We start from the raw sequence: 17,354 nt of genomic DNA on the forward strand, positions 1-17,354 counted from the left end.
CTGTTCGCCGGCCGCGAATCGGCGGCCGGATGAGCGGGAAACCTCAGTCGAGGTCCAGCTCCTCGATGGTCAGGTTCTGGTTGGTGAAGACGCAGATGCTGCCGGCGATGTTCAGCGCGGTTTCGGCGACCTCGCGGGCCGACAGGCCGGTATGCAGCAGCAGCGCCTTCGCGGCGGCCTGCGCGTAGGGGCCGCCGGAGCCCATGGCGATCAGGCTTTCCTCCGGCTCGACCACGTCGCCGTTGCCGGTGATGATCAGCGAGGCGTCTTTGTTGGCCACTGCCAGCATGGCCTCCAGGCGGCTCAGCGTGCGGTCGGTGCGCCAGTCCTTGGCCAGCTCGACGGCGGCGCGGACCAGATGTCCCTGATGTTTCTCCAGCTGGCCCTCGAAGCGCTCGAAGAGGGTGAAGGCGTCCGCGGTGGCACCGGCGAAGCCGGCAAGCACCTGGCCGTGGTAGAGGCGGCGGACCTTCTTCGCGTTGCCCTTCATCACGGTGTTGCCGAGGGAAACCTGGCCGTCGCCGCCCATGACGACTTTGCCTTGGCGGCGGACTGAAACGATGGTGGTCAAGGGAGTGTCTCCACGCTGCGGGGCGAAAATGCCCGAGTGGAGTCTATATGGGGGACGGCGCGGCGATTTCAACAGGGGACGGCCGGGATGGCTGGCCGGCAGGACGGCCAGCCGGGCATTCAGCGCGTCTGACGCTGCTGGGGCATCACGTTGCGAAAGCCGTCGCCGGCCAGTTGCTTCTGTGCCTCTTCCAACTGCTGGCGGTTGGTGAAGGGGCCGGCGACCACACGGTGCCAGGTTTCGCCGCGGACCGTGCCGACCTCGACGCGCACGCTCTGGCCGAGCAGGGAGATGCGTGCCCGGGCGTCGTCCGCATCGGCCTTGCTGCGGAACGAGCCGGCCTGCAGATAGTAGTGGGTCGTCGGCGCGGGCTTGGGCAGCGCCGGCGGCTTGGCGGTGACGGCAGGCGGTGTGCGGCCGTTGAGCAGGGCCTCGGCGCGGGCGGCGTCCTGGGCTGGCGTTGGCTTGGGGGGCGTGGCCTGTTGGGGCGGCTGTGCCGGGCGCTGGACCGGCGGTTTGGCCTGCGCCGTCTGCTGCTGCGCTGGCGGTTGTATCGGTTGTATCGGTTGTATTGGTTGTGTCGGCACCTGTGGCAGCGATTGCGCCTGCTGCTGAACCGGTGGCTGTTGCGTCGGTTGGACTGCCGGCTGCTCCGGCGGCTTCTGCGGCTGTGCTTGCGGCGGCTGTTGCTGCGCGGTCGGCGGCACCACGACTTCCGACTCCGGCAGCAGGGTGTAGAAGTCGTACTTGGGCTTGTTCGGCTGCTGCGGCGCCGCCTTGCTCGGCTGCTGCTCGGCGGTGTCGCGCTTGATGGCGTTGCTGCCGGGCTCGAGCTTGGTCAGAAACATCGCGAAGCCGCCGATGGCCAGGCCGCAGGCCAGCCAGAGCCAGCTCGGTATCTCCCGCTTGCGCGGCGGCGGGGTGCGGCTGGCGCCGCGTTTGGGGGCAGTGTTCTTTGCCATGCTGGTGGGTAAGTCCCTTTACTTACATGCGTTCCAGGGTTTCCAGGCCGAGCAGTTCCAGGCCCTGCCGGAGGGTGCGGCCGGTCAGGGCGGCCAGCAGCAGGCGGCTTTGCTGGCGGGCCGGGGTGTCGGCGGCGAGGATCGGGCAGTTCTCGTAGAAGCTGGAAAACAGTCCGGCCAGATCGTAGAGGTAGGCACAGAGCAGGTGCGGCAGGCCCTTTTCGGCGACGTTGCCGAGCACCTCGCCGAACTGCGCCAGCCGGGCGGCCAGCGCCAGTTCCGGCTCGGCCTCGAGGACCAGGTGGCCGTCGATCTCCTCGAAACCCTTGCCCAGCTTGCGGAACACGCTGGCCACGCGGGTGTAGGCGTAGAGCAGGTAGGGCGCGGTGTTGCCCTCGAAGCTCAGCATCAGCTCGAAGTTGAAGCTGTAGTCGCTGGTGCGGTGCTTGGACAGGTCGGCGTACTTCACCGCGCCGATGCCCACGGCGCGGGCGATGCGGCGCAGCTCGTCTTCGGGCAGTTCCGGGTTCTTGCCCCGGACCAGCGCGTAGGCGCGCTGCTCGGCTTCGTCGAGCAGGTCGATCAGCTTCACCGTGCCGCCATCGCGGGTCTTGAAGGGGCGGCCGTCGGCGCCGTTCATGGTGCCGAAGCCCATGTGCTCGAGGTCCATGCCCTCGGACACGAAGCCGGCGCGACGCGCCACCGCGAAGGCCATCTGGAAGTGCAGAGCCTGGCGCTGGTCGACGAAGTAGAGCACGCGGTCGGCCTCGAGCACCCGGCTGCGGTAGCGCATCGCGGCGAGGTCGGTGGTGGCGTAGAGATAGCCGCCGCCGGCCTTCTGCACGATCACCGGCAGCGGATTGCCCTCGGCGTTCTTGAACTCGTCGAGGAACACGCACTGGGCACCCTCGCTCTCGGTCAGCAGCCCTTTGTCGCGCAGGGCCTGGACGATGCCCGGCAGTTCGTCGTTGTAGGCGCTCTCGCCGCGGATGTCGTCCGGGCTCAGGCGCACGCCGAGGCGTTCGTAGACTTCCTGGCAGTGCGACAAGGAAACCTCGTTGAAGCGCTGCCACAGGCGCAGGCACTCCGCATCGCCGGCCTGCAGCTTGACCACCAGTTCGCGGGCGCGGTCGGCGAAGGCCTCGGAGTCGTCGAAGCGCTTCTTCGAGGCGCGGTAGAACTGCTCGAGGTCGGCCAGTTCGCTCTCGGCGGAGGCCGGGTTTTCCTCCAGGTGGGCCAGCAGCATGCCGAACTGGGTGCCCCAGTCGCCGACGTGGTTCTGGCGGATCACCGTGTCGCCGAGAAACTCCAGTACCCGTGCCACGGCGTCGCCGATGATGGTCGAGCGCAGATGGCCGACGTGCATCTCCTTGGCCAGGTTGGGCGAGGACAGGTCGACCACCACGCGCTGCTGGTCGCCATGCTTGCGCACGCCGAGGCGTTCGTCGGCCAATGCCCGCTGCAGGCGTTCGGCCAGGGCGTCGCTGTTCTGGAAGAAGTTGAGAAAGCCCGGGCCGGCGATTTCCACCTTGCTGATCGAGGCGGAGGCCGGCAGCGCGGCGATCAGCTTCTCGGCCAGCGCGCGCGGCTTCAGTCCGGCCGGCTTGGCCAGCATCATGGCGATGTTGCTGGCGAAGTCGCCGTGGCTCTTGTCCTTGGTGTTCTCCACCTGGATCGCCGGCGTCAGACCCGCGGGAAGCACGCCGTCATCGGTCAGGCGGGTCAGGGCTTGCTGGATCAGCTGGCGAATCGTGTCTTTCATGGTCTGCTCGTGGCCGCGGAGGGGCGCTGCACCGGGAAGGCGGGTTGCGAAAACCGGGCATTATCCGCGGCGGGGGCGGGCTTGCCAACCGCGGCGAGCCCGGGTTCGGCCACGCAGGCCCGGCAGGCGCCTCAGAGCCTCAGAACAGATCGACCGGGTCGATATCCAGTGACCAGCGCACCGTGCGGGCGCCCGGCAACTGTTCGAGAGCGGCGAGCCACGGCCCGAGCAGGCGGCGCAGCGGAGCACGGCTGGCGGCCTGCAACAGCAACTGGGCACGGTAGCGGCCGGCGCGGCGCTCCATCGGCGCGGGTACCGGGCCGAGCAGCTCGAGGCCGGCGAGCGGTAGGGTATCGAGCAGACGCTGCGCCTCGGTGGCGGCCTGTTCGAGGAGGTCCTCGGCCTGGCCCGCCCGGTGGGCCTCGGCGCGCAGCAGGGCGAGGTGGGCGAAGGGCGGCAGGCCGGCGGCGCGGCGCTCCGCGAGGGCCTGCTCGGCGAAGGCCAGGTAGCCCTGTTCGGCGAGCTGGACCAGCAGCGGGTGGTCGGCCAGGTGGCTCTGGATGATCACCGTACCCGGCTCCTCGGCGCGCCCGGCACGCCCGGCGACCTGGACGATCAGCTGGGCCATGCGCTCGCTGGCGCGAAAGTCGGCGGAGAACAGACCCCCATCGGCGTCGAGGATCGCCACCAGGGTGACCCGCGGGAAGTGGTGCCCCTTGGCGAGCATCTGCGTGCCGACCAGCAGGCAGGGTTCGCCGCGGTGGATGGTGGCGAGCAGCCTGGGCAGTGCGTCCTTGCGTGCGGTGCTGTCGCGGTCGACGCGCAGCACCGGGTAGTCGGGGAACAGGATGGCCAGGCGCTCCTCGGCCCGCTCGGTACCGGCCCCGACCGCTCGCAGGTCGACCCGGGCGCACTGCGGGCATGCCGTCGGCTGGCGCTCGGCGTGGCCGCAGTGGTGACAGCGCAGTTCGCGGTGACGCTGGTGCAGGGTCATGCGCGCGTCGCAGCGCGGACACTGGGCGATCCACCCACAGTCGTGACAGAGCAGGGTCGGTGCGAAGCCGCGACGGTTGAGGAACACCATCACCTGCTGGCCGGCGGCGAGGGTGCGGGCGATGGCCTGCTGCAGGGGCGGGGAAATGCCGGCGTCGAGCGGCCGGCTCTTCACGTCCAAGCGCAGGAAGCGCGGCGGGCGGGCGTGGCCGGCGCGCTGACGGAGCTGGAGCAGGGCATAGCGGCCGACATGCGCGTTGTACAGACTCTCCAGGGAGGGCGTGGCGGAGCCGAGCAGGATCGGGATCTCCTCCTGCCGGGCGCGCACCACGGCCAGGTCGCGGGCGTGGTAACGCAGGCCTTCCTGTTGCTTGTAGGAAGCGTCGTGCTCCTCGTCGACGATGATCAGGCCTGGGTGCTTGAGCGGAGTGAAGAGCGCCGAGCGGGTGCCGATGACGATGTCCGCCTCGCCATCGCGGGCCGCCAGCCAGGCATCCAGGCGCTCGCGGTCGCCGATGCCGGAGTGGAGCAGGGCGATCCGTGCGTTGAAGCGGCGGGTGAAACGCTCCAGGGTCTGCGGTCCGAGATTGATTTCCGGAATCAGCACCAGTGCCTGCCGGCCGGATTCGAGAACCTGACGGATCAGCTGCAGGTAGACTTCGGTCTTGCCGCTGCCGGTGACGCCGGCAAGCAGAAAGGCATTGAAGCCGCCGAAGCCGGTGCGCACCGCCTCGACCGCCTCGCGCTGCTCGTCGTTCAGCGACAGCTCGGCCTGGGTCAGCCAACTGCCGTGCCGTTCGCGAGGCGCGTGCTGGCGTACTTCGGTGCGGAGCAAGCCCTTGGCCAACAGCAGGTCGAGGCTGGCCCTGTTCAGTTGCAGCTTGCCGAGCAGCCTCTGGGGCACGCCGTGCGGGTGCTGGGCGAGAGCCTGCAGCGCCTCGCGCTGGCGCGGCGCGCGGGCCAGGCGCGGGTCGCCCGGGCAGGCGCCTTCGGCCAGATGCCACCAGCGTTCCTGGCGCCGCTCGGCCGGTTCGCCCTGGCGCAGCAGTGCTGGCAAAGCCCAGGCGAAGGTGTCGCCGAGGCTGTGCTGATAGTAGTGGGCCGTCCACTGACACAGCCTGAGCAGGCCTGGCGGCAGGGGCGGGTGCGGGTCGAGAAGTTCGAGGGCAGCCTTCAGCTTGTCGGCCGGCACCTCGCTGTGTTCGGGGCGCTCGACCAATACGCCGACTACCTCGCGCCGGCCGAACGGTACGCGCAGGCGCACGCCCGGCTGCAGGAGGGCCGACGGCACGCCGGGCGGCGCGCGGTAGTCGAACAGGCGGCGCAGCGGCGAGGGCAGGGCGAGACGGAGGATCGGGACGGACACGCGGGCAGTCCTTGGCAAGGAGCGGCGATCTTAACAGGCGGCGACGCCGCGACGGCGATCGGTCGGTCCCACGCGCTTGCATCGAGGCAGTGCTCTGGTATCATCCGCCGCCTGTTTCCGTACGGTGCCCGGCATTGGGTCGGGTGGCGGTACGCCAGAGTCGAGGACTTTTCCATGAAAGCCGATATCCATCCGAATTACGTCGAGATCGAGGCGACCTGCAGCTGCGGGAACGTGATCAAGACCCGTTCCACCCTGGGCAAGAACCTCAGCATCGACGTGTGCTCCGAATGCCATCCGTTCTATACCGGCAAGCAGAAGGTGCTCGACACCGGCGGCCGTATCGATCGTTTCAAGCAGCGTTTCGGTGTGTTCGGCGCCAAGTAAGCACCGCTGGCCAGGAAGGCCCGATAAGCCGTTTCAAGTTGCTGAAAAAGGCGCCCCTGGTGGGCGCCTTTTTCGTTTCCGTTGTTGGGATTTCCGGTCTAGGACGTTCTGTCCGCTGTCGGGTGAACCGCCTAGCGCTCGCGTGGAGGCTGGTGTTGGGTGGTATGCCATGCGCCTTGCCGACGGAAGGGTGCGGCTGACCCGGCCTCAATGCGCCGGAGCGCGCATGCGGGATCTGCGCTTGGGGAAGCCGGGTCGAGGACAGCCGCAGCGGCCTGCTGATCGAGCTGGATGGGCCGCTGGTGCTGAGCATCGAGCCGGAAATACTTTTGGCTTGTTCGAGTTGCCCACTCTGCAGCACTTAGTGGAGCGGCATATCAAGACGTGCGGCTGGGTGGCCGACGGTTCTCGTCGTGATATCCGAAGGAAAAGGGTAGTGCGCTGGATGCTGTCGCGAGCCCATCCGCTCTCTTGAGGTGCGACCGTAAGGCCTAGTCGGAGGGGAGAAGACTTCGGCCAGGAAGGGCGGTCGCTGCTTGCGACACGCCGTATTGGGGTGGCCGAAAGTTTTACTCGAAGGGTCTTGACATGCGGCGTTGAGTGCTATTGTTGGTGCTCGCTCTCTTGCCGTATGCTCATTCGGCAAGCCGCAACACTATAAAAATGGAAACTAATAATATGTCCGATCTCAAAACCGCCGCCCTTGAATACCACGCCCAGCCGCGCCCCGGAAAGCTGAGCGTGGAACTGACCAAGCCCACCCAGACCGCCCGCGACCTGTCGCTGGCCTACAGCCCCGGTGTCGCCGAACCGGTAAGGGAAATCGCCCGCGATCCCGAGCTGGCCTACACCTACACCGGCAAGGGCAACCTGGTCGCCGTCATTTCTGACGGCACCGCGATCCTCGGCCTGGGCAACCTCGGTCCGCTCGCCTCCAAGCCGGTCATGGAGGGCAAAGGGGTGCTGTTCAAGCGCTTTGCCGGTGTTGACGTGTTCGACATCGAGGTCGACGCGGAAAGCCCGCAGGCCTTCATCGATACCGTCAAGCGCATTTCCGTGACCTTCGGCGGCATCAACCTAGAGGACATTAAGGCGCCCGAGTGCTTCGAGATCGAGCGGGCGCTGATCGAGCAGTGCGACATCCCGGTGTTCCATGACGACCAGCATGGCACCGCTATCGTCACCGCCGCCGGCATGCTCAACGCCCTGGAGATCGCCGGCAAGACCCTGCCGACCGCCAAAATCGCCTGCCTTGGCGCCGGCGCCGCGGCCATCTCCTGCATGCGCCTGCTGATCAGTCTGGGTGCCAAGGTGGAGAACATCCACATGATCGACCGCCAGGGTGTCATCCATGCTGGGCGCGACGACTTGAACCAGTACAAGGCGGTGTTCGCCCACGAGACCGACAAGCGCACCCTGTCCGACGCCCTCGACGGCGCCGACGTGTTCGTCGGCCTGTCGGGGGCCAATCTGCTGACTCCGGAAGACCTGCTGCGCATGGCGCCGAACCCGATCGTCTTCGCCTGCTCCAACCCGGACCCGGAGATCAAGCCGGAACTGGCCCATGCCACGCGCAGCGACGTGATCATGGCCACCGGCCGCTCCGACTATCCGAACCAGGTCAACAACGTGCTGGGTTTCCCCTTCATCTTTCGCGGTGCCTTGGACGTGCGCGCCACGCGCATCAACGAGGAAATGAAGGTCGCCGCGGCCCATGCCCTGCGCGAGCTGGCTAAGCTGCCGGTACCGAAGGAGGTCTGCGAGGCCTACGGGGTGTCGGGACTGGAGTTCGGTCGCGAGTACATCATCCCCAAGCCCATGGACCCGCGGCTGATCACCATGGTGTCCGATGCCGTGGCTCGGGCTGCCATCGAAAGCGGCGTGGCGTCCCTGCCTTATCCGAAGCACTATCCATTACAGTCGGTAGAAGCAGTGTTCAACGGCTGATTGGCTTGCCGCTTCAAAAGAAACCTCGCTTGATGCGGGGTTTCTTTTGGGTGCTCAGAACAGGTCAATCGGTGGCGCGGACTCTTTGGCCAGGCTGCTGCCTTGACCGGAGTCCTCCTCGCTGGCCGTGGGGGGCGGGGCTTCGTTCTTGAATAGCTCGAAGATGGCACCGGGGGTGCCAGGCGAGGCGATACGCCCGCTGCCGGGGTTGATGCGCAGGGTCAGCAGTCCTTCGGGCTCGGCCTGCAGGTGCGGCGGTTTGTCCTTCAGGGCAGCAGTCATGAAGCTCATCCAGATTGGCAGGGCCACGGTGCCGCCATATTCATGGCTGCCCAGGCTTTCCGGCTGATCGAAACCGGTCCAGACGGTAGTGACATAGTCGGCGTTATAGCCGGAAAACCAGCTGTCCTTGGCGTCATTTGTTGTTCCGGTCTTGCCGGCCAAGTCGCTGCGTCCCATTTCCAAGGCGCGACGGGCGGTGCCACGCTTGATCACATCCTGCAGCATGCTGGTCATGATATAGGTGGTACGGGCATCGACGATGCGTTCGGCAATAATCGGCTCGGGTGTTGCCGGCGATGGGCTGGCAGGCGTCGGTTGGGGCAGTCCGGGGAGGGCGTTGCTGGCGGTTTCTGGTGTTGGGCTGGCAGCGATGGCCGGCGTGGCGGCGGGCAGCTGCTCTCCTGGGACGCGAGGCGGGTTGGCCTGATAGAGGAGCCTGCCGTCGCGGTCTTCGATACGTTCGATCAGGTAGGGCTGGATGCGGTAACCGCCGTTGGCGAAGGTGCTCCAGCCGCCGGCGATTTCCAGAGGCGTCAGGTTGGCTGTGCCGAGCGCCAATGACAGGTTGCGCGGCAGGTCCCGCTTGTCGAAGCCGAAGCGGGCGATGTAGTCGAGGGTATAGTCGATGCCGATGCTTTGCAGCAGGCGAATCGATACTAGGTTGCGCGACTTGTACAGGGCTTCGCGCATGCGAATCGGGCCGAGGAAGGTATTGGTATCGTTCTTGGGGCGCCAGACCGTATCCAGATACGGGTCGACGAAGACGATCGGGGCGTCGTTGATCAGGCTGGCAGCGGTAAAGCCGCGATCCAGTGCTGCACTGTAAATGAAAGGTTTGAAGCTGGAGCCTGGTTGGCGTTTGGCTTGGGCTGCTCGGTTGTAATTGCTTTGATCGAAGGAAAAGCCGCCTACCAGGGCGCGAATTGCTCCGTCCCGCGGATCCAAGGAGACCAGGGCGCTCTGGGCGGTAGGAATCTGGCTGAAGGCGAGGGTGCCGTCTTCTTGGCGCTGCACGCGGATTAAATCGCCAATCTTGACCACCTGGCCCGGCTGCTGCGGTCTTGATCCTTGGCTGTCGGCGCTGATGAAGGGGCGGGCCCAGCTCATGCTTTCCCAGCTCACCGTTTCCTCGCTGCCGCTACGGGTCAAGACGTGGATAGCGGTACTGCCGACCTGAGTGACGATGGCGGGCTCCAAGCCATTCATGATGCGTCGCTTGTTCAGTTCGTCCAGCCAGACACTCCGGTTCGTGCCGGACAAGCGAGCCTCGGGGCCGCGATAGCCATGGCGCCGGTCATATTCAAGCAGTCCCTGGCGCACGGCTGTGTTGGCCGCTTCCTGCAAATTGCTGGGGGTTGTGGTGGTGACCCGGAAACCTTCGGTGTAGGCGTCGCTGCCATAGCGGCCGACCAGTTCGGCGCGAGCCATCTCGGCGATGTAGGGAGCATTCAGTTCGGGAGTGGGAACGTGATAGCTGGCTTCCACGGGTTCGGCGAGAGCCTGTTGATAACGAGACTCATCGATGTGTCCGAGCTTGTGCATGCGTCCGAGGATCCAGTCGCGTCGCTCCTTGCTGCGAGCCGGATTGGCCAGCGGATTGAAGCGCGATGGAGCTTTCGGCAGGCCAGCGATCATCGCCATCTGCGCCAGGCTCAGCTCGCGGATAGATTTGCCGTAATAGACCTGCGCCGCAGCCTCGATGCCATAGGCACGGTTGCCGAGATAGATCTTGTTGACGTAGAGCTCAAGGATTTCCTCTTTGCTGAGCTCCCGCTCGATCTGCAGGGCAAGAAGGATTTCGTTGGCCTTGCGCGAAAAGCTCCGCTCGCTGGTCAGGAAGAAATTCTTCGCTACCTGCATGGTGATGGTGCTGCCCCCGGTCTGAATATGTCCGCTGCTCAATAATTGCGTGGCAGCGCGCATTAGGCTGGTCAGGTCGACGCCATAATGGCTGGCGAAATTATCGTCCTCTGCAGCCAGCAGGGCGTGGATAAAGTCCGGAGGAATGTCCGCGTAGCGGATAGGCGCGCGGCGCATCTCGCCAAACTCCGCAATCAGCTTGGCATCGCTGCTGTATATGCGTAGAGGGATTTGCAGCTGGATGGTGCGCAGCGATTCGGCCGAGGGAAGGTTGGGGCCCAGATAAAGAAATGCTCCGCTCAGACCGAGCAGCAGGCTGCTAAAAGTGGCGACGAACGTCCAGCCGAAGAGTTTAAGCAAACGCATCAAGGCCGCAGGGTTTCCAGATGAAAAAGGGACGGAATTTCAGGCGAGGCGAAAAGCGAAAAGCCGGTCACATTATATGCGGTTTTTTTGCCAGATAGCCATTTACGCTTCTGTCAAGCCTGTTATCTAATGCGCCATTACATAAATTGTCCGTAAGTTACGGATACAGCAAGGAAATTGGTTGTGCTAGGGCTCTTCAACAAGAAAGCGGGTTCATTACTGGGGATCGATATTAGTTCGACCACGGTCAAGCTTATCGAATTGAGTCGTTCGGGTAACCGTTATCGGGTAGAGGCCTACGCCGTCGAGCCGCTTCCTGCCAATGCCGTCGTCGAAAAAAATATTGTCGATCTCGATGGTGTCGGCCAGACCTTAAGCAAGGTGCTGGCCAAGGCCAAGACCGGAACTAAGAGTGCGGCAGTGGCTGTGGCGGGCTCCGTGGTGATTACCAAAACTATCGAAATGGATGCCGGGCTTTCCGAGGATGAAATGGAAACCCAGTTGAAGCTCGAAGCCGACCAATATATTCCTTATCCATTGGAAGAGGTAGCAATCGACTTTGAGATCCAAGGAGCGCTGCCGCGCAGTCCGGGGCGCGTCGAGGTGTTGCTCGCCGCCTGTCGCAAGGAGAACGTCGAGGCTCGCGAGGCCGTGCTGGCGCTGGCCGGCCTGACAACCAAGGTCGTCGATGTCGAGGCCTATGCCATGGAGCGCGCCTGTGGGTTGCTGGTCGATCAGTTGGGGGGCGATCCGGCGGGATTGACCGTAGCTGTCGTCGATATTGGCGCAACCATGATGACGCTCAGCGTACTGCATGATGGTCGTACCCTTTATAGCCGGGAGCAGCTGTTCGGTGGCAAGCAACTCACCGACGAGATCCAGCGACGCTATGGCCTGTCCATGGCTGAAGCTGGCTTGGCCAAGAAAAAAGGTGGACTTCCAGCAGACTACGACAGCGAGGTTCTGCAGCCGTTCAAGGATGCTGTCGTGCAGCAGGTTTCCCGTTCGCTGCAGTTCTTCTTTGCCGCGGGCCAGTACAACCAAGTCGACTACATCCTGCTGGCGGGCGGGACCTCTTCCTTGTCGGGGCTTGACCAACTGATTCAGCAGAAAACTGGAACTAAGACGCTGGTGGCCAATCCCTTTGCCGAGATGGCGCTGAGTCCCAAGGTGAATGCCTCGGCACTGGTCAGCGATGCTCCAGCCATGATGGTTGCCTGCGGTCTGGCGATGAGGAGTTTCGACTAGATGGCACGGATCAACCTTCTACCGTGGCGCGAGCAGCTTCGCGAGGAGCGGCGGCAGCGATTTTTAGTCACCCTGGGGGCGGTGTTGCTGGCTGCCGGCGGCTTGGTTTTCTTAGGGGACCGCTACCTGAGCGCGAGCATCGAGGCGCAACGTGCGCGCAACGATTTCATTCGCAAGGAGATTGTCGTGCTCGACGCGCGGATCAAGGAGATCAGCGAACTCAAGACCCGGCGCCAGCAATTGCTAGAGCGGATGAAGATCATTCAGGACCTACAGGGCAATCGGTCGATCATCGGGCGGGTCTTCGATCAGTTGGTTCGCACCTTGCCCGATGGCGTGTATTTCACCTCCTTGAAGATGGCCGGCAAGAACATCGCCATCGAGGGGGCGGCCGAATCCAACAACCGCGTCTCGAACTTGATGCGTAATCTAGACGGCTCCGAATGGCTTGATGCCCCGAACTTGACGGCCGTCAAGGCCGTGACGGCCGGAGCCGTGGATCAGGCCAACGTATTCCAGTTGACCGTTCAGCAGGTACAGCCAGGCCAGGAAGACGCAACGCCGATGGCCAGCGCTGCGCAAGCCGGTACTACTGCTGCTGACCGCCCGGCGGCCTCTGGCTCGAAGGGTGCGCAAATTAAAGGAGGCGCGCGGAAATGAATCTGTCCGAGTCCTTGGAAAGTTTGCGCAAGATCGACTTGGCCGACCTGGATATGAGCAACCTGGGGTCGTGGCCGGTACCGGTAAAGGCCATTACCTGTCTATTGTTACTGGTTGGCGTTCTGGCGCTGGGGTACAACTTCCACCTCAAAGACTTGCAAGCACAGCTCGATCGGGAGCGTGGCGAAGAAGAGGTTTTGAAGCAGCAGTTCGCGACCAAAGCCTTCCAAGCAGCGAATCTAGAGGCTTACCGCAAGCAGATGGCCGAGATGGAAACCTCGTTCGGTGTCCTGTTGCGGCAGTTACCGAGCGATACCGAAGTGCCAGGGCTGCTTGAAGACATCACTCGCACCGGGCTAGGCAGTGGCCTGGAGTTCGAAGAGATCAAACTTCTCAATGAGGTCGTGCAGCAATTTTATATAGAGCTGCCGATTCAAATATCCGTAGTAGGTAGTTATCACGATCTGGCAACTTTTGTTAGTGGGGTTGCCAGTCTTCCGCGAATAGTTACTTTGCATGACTTCGAAATAAAGCCTGTGGCCTCGGGGGATAATACGAAGTTACGCATGAAAATATTGGCCAAGACTTATCGTTATAACGACAAGGGATTGCAGAAATGAGAGGTGCCCGTCTGATTTGTATTGCGGCCCTTGTCGGACTTTCCGGTTGCAATGTTAGCAGTGAGTTCCAGGACTTACGGGCTTATATGGGTGAGGTTCGTGCACGGCCCAAGGGGACGATCGAGCCACTCCCGCAGTTCCAGCCCTATGAGGCCTTTACTTACAGTGCGGCAGCCATGCGCAGTCCCTTCCAGCCACCGGTGAAAATAGACCTGGCCAGTCAGCAAAGAGGTTCGAAGGACATCCGGCCGGATGATGGCCGGGTCAAGCAGTATCTCGAAGGTTTCAATATCGAGGTTTTCGAGATGGTCGGTACCCTTTCCAACGGGACGGGCATGCATGCCCTGGTACGCGGAGCCGGTGGTGTCCACCGGGTGAAGGTGGGCGACTATCTGGGCCGCAATCATGGCCGTATCGTCAAGATCAACGAAGCCTCCATCGATGTCGTGGAAATCGTTCCTGATGGCGAGGGCGGCTGGCTGGAGCGCCCGCGCGGCCTCACTTTGAAGGAGCGCCCGTGATGGGCGAATCCAGCATGAAGAAAAACTCCCGGTCTGCATTACGGAACCAGTCAATGAACAGCTCCCTCTCGCGTCTTGGTATTTCAGTCCTGGCTGCTTTGCTGTCGCCGGAGTTGTTGGCGGCCGACCTCAAGGCTCTGGATGTGGCCGCCTTGCCTGGTGATCGGGTCGAACTCAAGTTGTCCTTCGACGAGCCCGTACCGGCGCCGCGCGGCTATACCATCGAGCAGCCGGCCCGCATCGCCCTGGATCTGCCCGGTGTGGCCAACAAGCTGGGAGCCAAATATCGAGAGTTGGGTGTCGGCAACGCTCGCAGTGTTACCCTGGTCGAGGCAGGCGGCCGTACCCGGATGATCGTCAACCTGGCGGCCTTGTCGCCCTACAGCACTCGAGCCGAAGGCAACAACCTTTATGTCGTGATCGGCGAAGCGGCCGCCGCGCCCCAGCAGGCTCGTACTACGCAGCAGCCTGTCGCCTTGGCAAGCCCTGCCCCGCAGGTCAAGTCCTATGCTCCGGTGGGCAAGACCATTCAAGGGATTGATTTCCAGCGCGGCGGGCAGGGCGAGGGTAATGTCGTTATCGACCTGTCGAGTCCGGGCATGAATCCCGATATCCAGGAGCAGGGCGGTAAGATTCGTCTGGACTTCCCGGGGGCACAGGTGCCGGAATCTCTGCGGGCGCGTCTGGATGTTAAGGACTTCGCTACGCCTGTACAGTTCGTCAGCGCCTCGAGCCAGGCTGGCAAGGCCAGCATTTTTATCGAGCCGACTGGCAAGTATGACTATCTGGTCTATCAGGCTGATAACCGCCTGACCGTCAGCGTCAAGCCGCTGGTCCAGGGGAGTGCCGACAAGCGCAGTGCCGATCGTTTCGCTTATAGTGGCGAGAAGCTGTCGTTGAACTTCCAAGACATCGATGTCCGCTCGGTTCTGCAGCTGATCGCCGACTTCACCAACCTCAACCTGGTGGCCAGTGACACCGTGCAGGGCAATATCACCCTGCGCTTGCAGAATGTACCTTGGGACCAGGCCCTCGACCTCGTGCTCAAAACCAAGGGCTTGGACAAGCGCAAAGTCGGCAATGTCCTGCTGGTGGCGCCGGCCGACGAGATCGCTGCGCGCGAACGCCAGGAACTGGAGGCGCAACAGCAGATTGCCGAACTGGCCCCTCTGCGCCGCGAGCTGGTTCAGGTGAACTACGCCAAGGCGGCAGACATCGCCAAGCTGTTCCAGTCGGTCACCAGTGCCGATGAAGCCGAGAGCCAGCGCGGCTCCATCACCGTCGACGAGCGCACCAACAACATCATCGCCTACCAGACCGATGAGCGTCTGGATGAGCTGCGGCGGATCGTTGCTCAACTGGATATTCCAGTACGCCAGGTGATGATCGAGGCGCGCATCGTCGAGGCCAACGTCGGCTACGACAAGAGCCTGGGGGTGCGCTGGGGAGGAACCTACATGGGGGGGATACGGCGGTTTATGGTCTGGACGACAACGGCGACGAAGCTGGCAACACTGGCGACGATCTGTCGGCGAATACTCCTTTCGTGGATCTGGGTGCTTCGAATGCGACTTCGGGCTTCGGCGTCGCTGTGGTGACGAACAACCTGCTGCTGGATCTGGAACTGTCGGCCATGGAGAAGACCGGCAATGGCGAGGTCATCTCGCAGCCTAAAGTGCTCACTTCGGACAAGGAGGCAGCGAAGATCCTGACGGGAACCGAGATCCCCTACAAGAGTGAAACGTCCAGCGGAGCGACCGATGTCTCATGGAAAGATGCGGCCTTGGCTCTGGAGGTGACGCCACAAATCACTCCCGACAATCGGATCATCATGGAAGTCAAGGTCACCAAGGACGAGCCAGACTATACCAATGCCGTGGATGGTGAGCCGCCAATCAAGAAAAACGAAGTCAATGCCAAGGTGCTGATTGGCGACGGTGAAACCATCGTAATCGGTGGGGTTTTCTCCAATACCCAGTCCAAGTCCGTGGACAAGGTGCCCTTCCTCGGCGACTTGCCCTTCATCGGGCGCCTATTTCGCCGCGACACGGTCGCCGACAGCAAATCCGAGCTGCTTGTTTTCCTGACTCCGCGTATCCTTAACAACCAGGCTATTGCTGTGAGTCGTTGAGTCAGTGCGAAATGTGATCCTCGTGGGCCCGATGGGCTCGGGCAAGAGTACCATCGGGCGTTTGCTTGCCAAAGAATTGCGGTTGACGTTCAAGGATTCCGACAAGGAAATCGAACAGCGTACCGGTGCCGATATTCCCTGGATCTTCGATGTGGAAGGGGAGGCGGGGTTTCGCGAGCGCGAGCAGGCGATGATCGGAGAACTCTGTACCGACGATGGCATCGTGCTCGCCACTGGTGGTGGTGCCGTGTTGCGGCCGGAGAATCGCACCGCCTTGCGTTCGGGAGGGCGGGTCGTTTATCTGCATGCTTCGGTGGCCCAGCAGTTGGAGCGCACCTCTCGAGACCGCAATCGCCCGCTTCTGCGTGCTGCCGATCCCGGTCGCGTGCTGAGCGACCTGATGGTCATCCGGGACCCCTTGTATCGGGAGATCGCCGATCTGGTGGTAGAAACCGACGAGCGTCCGCCGCGCATGGTCGTGGAGGAAATTCTTGATCGCCTGCATACGCTGCCGCCGCGATAAAGCCACACGCAACTGCGCTATCCTAGTGCTCTTTCCAACGCGGGGGCTTTCATGCAGACGTTACAGGTTGATCTCGGCGAACGTAGCTATCCCATCTATATAGGAGCCGATTTGCTCGGTCGGGCGGAGTGTATCGTTCCGTACTTGGCCGGTCGCCAGGTGGCGGTGGTCACCAACGAGACCGTTGCGCCGCTCTATTTGGATAGGCTGGCCCGGACCCTGTCCGGCTGTGATCTGACCCCCATCGTGCTGCCGGACGGCGAAGCTTTCAAGAACTGGGAAACCCTGCAGAGGATTTTTGACGGCCTGCTCGAGGCCAGGCATGACCGGCGTACCACGCTCATTGCCCTGGGTGGCGGTGTCATCGGCGATATGGCTGGATTTGCTGCGGCCTGTTACCAGCGCGGAGTCGATTTCATCCAGATTCCGACCACCTTGTTGTCTCAGGTGGACTCCTCGGTAGGGGGCAAGACCGGTATCAATCACCCGCTTGGCAAGAACATGATCGGCGCCTTCTACCAGCCGAAGGCCGTGGTAATCGATACCTCCACCCTGGCCACCCTGCCAGGGCGAGAGTTGTCTGCCGGTCTGGCCGAAGTGGTCAAGTACGGCCTGATCTGCGACGCGTCTTTCCTGAGCTGGCTGGAGGCACGCATGGAGGCGCTTCTTGCGTTGGATGTGTCGGCCCTGACCGAAGCCATTGCCCGCTCCTGTGCGGCCAAGGCGCTAGTTGTTGGAGCCGACGAGCGTGAGTCGGGGGTTCGTGCCACTCTGAACCTGGGGCACACCTTTGGTCATGCCATCGAAACCCATATGGGCTACGGCTCCTGGTTGCATGGCGAGGCTGTGGCTGCAGGTACCGTCATGGCCTTGGAAATGTCCCGTCGCCTGGGCTGGCTCGACGAGGCGGCGCGTGATCGCGGTATTCGCCTGCTGCAGCGGGCGGGGCTGCCCGTGGTGCCTCCGGCGGAAATGACTGCGGACGATTTTCTCAGGCATATGGCCGTCGATAAGAAGGTGTTGGGTGGTCGTCTACGCCTGGTGCTGCTCAGGCGCTTGGGAGATGCTGTGGTGACGGGGGACTTTCCGCGTGAAATCTTGCAGGCCACCCTGGATACCGACTACCGGATGCTGATGGAACAGACCAGTCACTGA

At 63.1% G+C, this 17,354-nt stretch carries 13 protein-coding genes and 1 pseudogene; 9 read left to right on the top strand and 5 right to left on the bottom strand.

The window, feature by feature from the left end:
• Positions 1–43: 43 nt before the first annotated feature.
• The 4 genes from hslV to Atro_RS17020 all read right to left on the bottom strand — a co-directional run bounded on the left by hslV (position 44) and on the right by Atro_RS17020 (position 5,654).
• Positions 44–571 (bottom strand): ATP-dependent protease subunit HslV, encoded by a 528-nt coding sequence (gene hslV, locus Atro_RS17005; protein WP_497924139.1) that lies wholly within the window; start codon positions 569–571, stop codon positions 44–46.
• A gap of 119 nt (positions 572–690) precedes the next feature.
• The gene (locus Atro_RS17010; RefSeq protein WP_497924140.1) at positions 691–1,533 is read right to left on the bottom strand and encodes an SPOR domain-containing protein; all 843 of its coding nucleotides are present in this window, start codon (positions 1,531–1,533) and stop codon (positions 691–693) included.
• A gap of 22 nt (positions 1,534–1,555) precedes the next feature.
• Positions 1,556–3,295 carry an arginine--tRNA ligase gene (gene argS, locus Atro_RS17015; RefSeq protein ID WP_497924142.1) on the bottom strand — a complete coding sequence of 580 codons (1,740 nt, stop codon included), beginning with the start codon at positions 3,293–3,295 and terminating at the stop codon, positions 1,556–1,558.
• Positions 3,296–3,434: 139 nt separating this feature from the next.
• Positions 3,435–5,654 carry a primosomal protein N' gene (locus Atro_RS17020; protein WP_497924144.1) on the bottom strand — a complete coding sequence of 740 codons (2,220 nt, stop codon included), beginning with the start codon at positions 5,652–5,654 and terminating at the stop codon, positions 3,435–3,437.
• Between the two features lie 174 nt (positions 5,655–5,828).
• On the opposite strand from Atro_RS17020, the gene rpmE reads away from it, so the two are divergent.
• Both rpmE and Atro_RS17030 read left to right on the top strand, forming a co-directional pair.
• Positions 5,829–6,041 (top strand): 50S ribosomal protein L31, encoded by a 213-nt coding sequence (gene rpmE / locus Atro_RS17025; RefSeq protein ID WP_039801850.1) that lies wholly within the window; start codon positions 5,829–5,831, stop codon positions 6,039–6,041.
• Between the two features lie 678 nt (positions 6,042–6,719).
• Positions 6,720–7,988: a malic enzyme-like NAD(P)-binding protein gene (locus Atro_RS17030; RefSeq protein ID WP_497924146.1), complete on the top strand. Its 1,269-nt coding sequence runs from the start codon at positions 6,720–6,722 to the stop codon at positions 7,986–7,988.
• A gap of 54 nt (positions 7,989–8,042) precedes the next feature.
• Here Atro_RS17030 and Atro_RS17035 read toward each other — a convergent pair whose 3' ends face one another.
• Positions 8,043–10,499 (bottom strand): penicillin-binding protein 1A, encoded by a 2,457-nt coding sequence (locus Atro_RS17035; protein ID WP_497924148.1) that lies wholly within the window; start codon positions 10,497–10,499, stop codon positions 8,043–8,045.
• Positions 10,500–10,679: 180 nt separating this feature from the next.
• Here Atro_RS17035 and Atro_RS17040 point away from each other — a divergent pair, with 180 nt between their 5' ends.
• The 7 genes and pseudogenes from Atro_RS17040 (at position 10,680) to aroB (ending at position 17,354) form a co-directional block, all read left to right on the top strand.
• Complete coding sequence (locus tag Atro_RS17040) at positions 10,680–11,744, top strand: pilus assembly protein PilM (protein ID WP_497924150.1); 1,065 nt, start codon at positions 10,680–10,682, stop codon at positions 11,742–11,744.
• A complete protein-coding gene (pilN, locus tag Atro_RS17045) occupies positions 11,745–12,404 on the top strand; it encodes a type 4a pilus biogenesis protein PilN (RefSeq protein WP_497924152.1) in 660 nt (219 codons plus the stop codon).
• Positions 12,401–13,024 carry a type 4a pilus biogenesis protein PilO gene (gene pilO / locus Atro_RS17050; protein ID WP_497924154.1) on the top strand — a complete coding sequence of 208 codons (624 nt, stop codon included), beginning with the start codon at positions 12,401–12,403 and terminating at the stop codon, positions 13,022–13,024. Before pilN ends, pilO begins: the two co-directional genes overlap by 4 nt.
• Entirely contained in the window at positions 13,021–13,545 is a 525-nt protein-coding gene (gene pilP / locus Atro_RS17055) for a type 4a pilus biogenesis lipoprotein PilP (RefSeq protein ID WP_497924156.1), read from the top strand. Before pilO ends, pilP begins: the two co-directional genes overlap by 4 nt.
• Before the next feature lie 53 nt (positions 13,546–13,598).
• Positions 13,599–15,676, top strand: a pseudogene (locus tag Atro_RS17060) (type IV pilus secretin PilQ).
• A 4-nt stretch (positions 15,677–15,680) separates the two neighbouring features.
• Positions 15,681–16,199: a shikimate kinase AroK gene (aroK, locus tag Atro_RS17065; RefSeq protein WP_497924158.1), complete on the top strand. Its 519-nt coding sequence runs from the start codon at positions 15,681–15,683 to the stop codon at positions 16,197–16,199.
• Between the two features lie 51 nt (positions 16,200–16,250).
• A complete protein-coding gene (gene aroB / locus Atro_RS17070; protein WP_497924160.1) occupies positions 16,251–17,354 on the top strand; it encodes a 3-dehydroquinate synthase in 1,104 nt (367 codons plus the stop codon).

The sequence above is a fragment of the Azotobacter tropicalis genome, assembly GCF_059739045.1.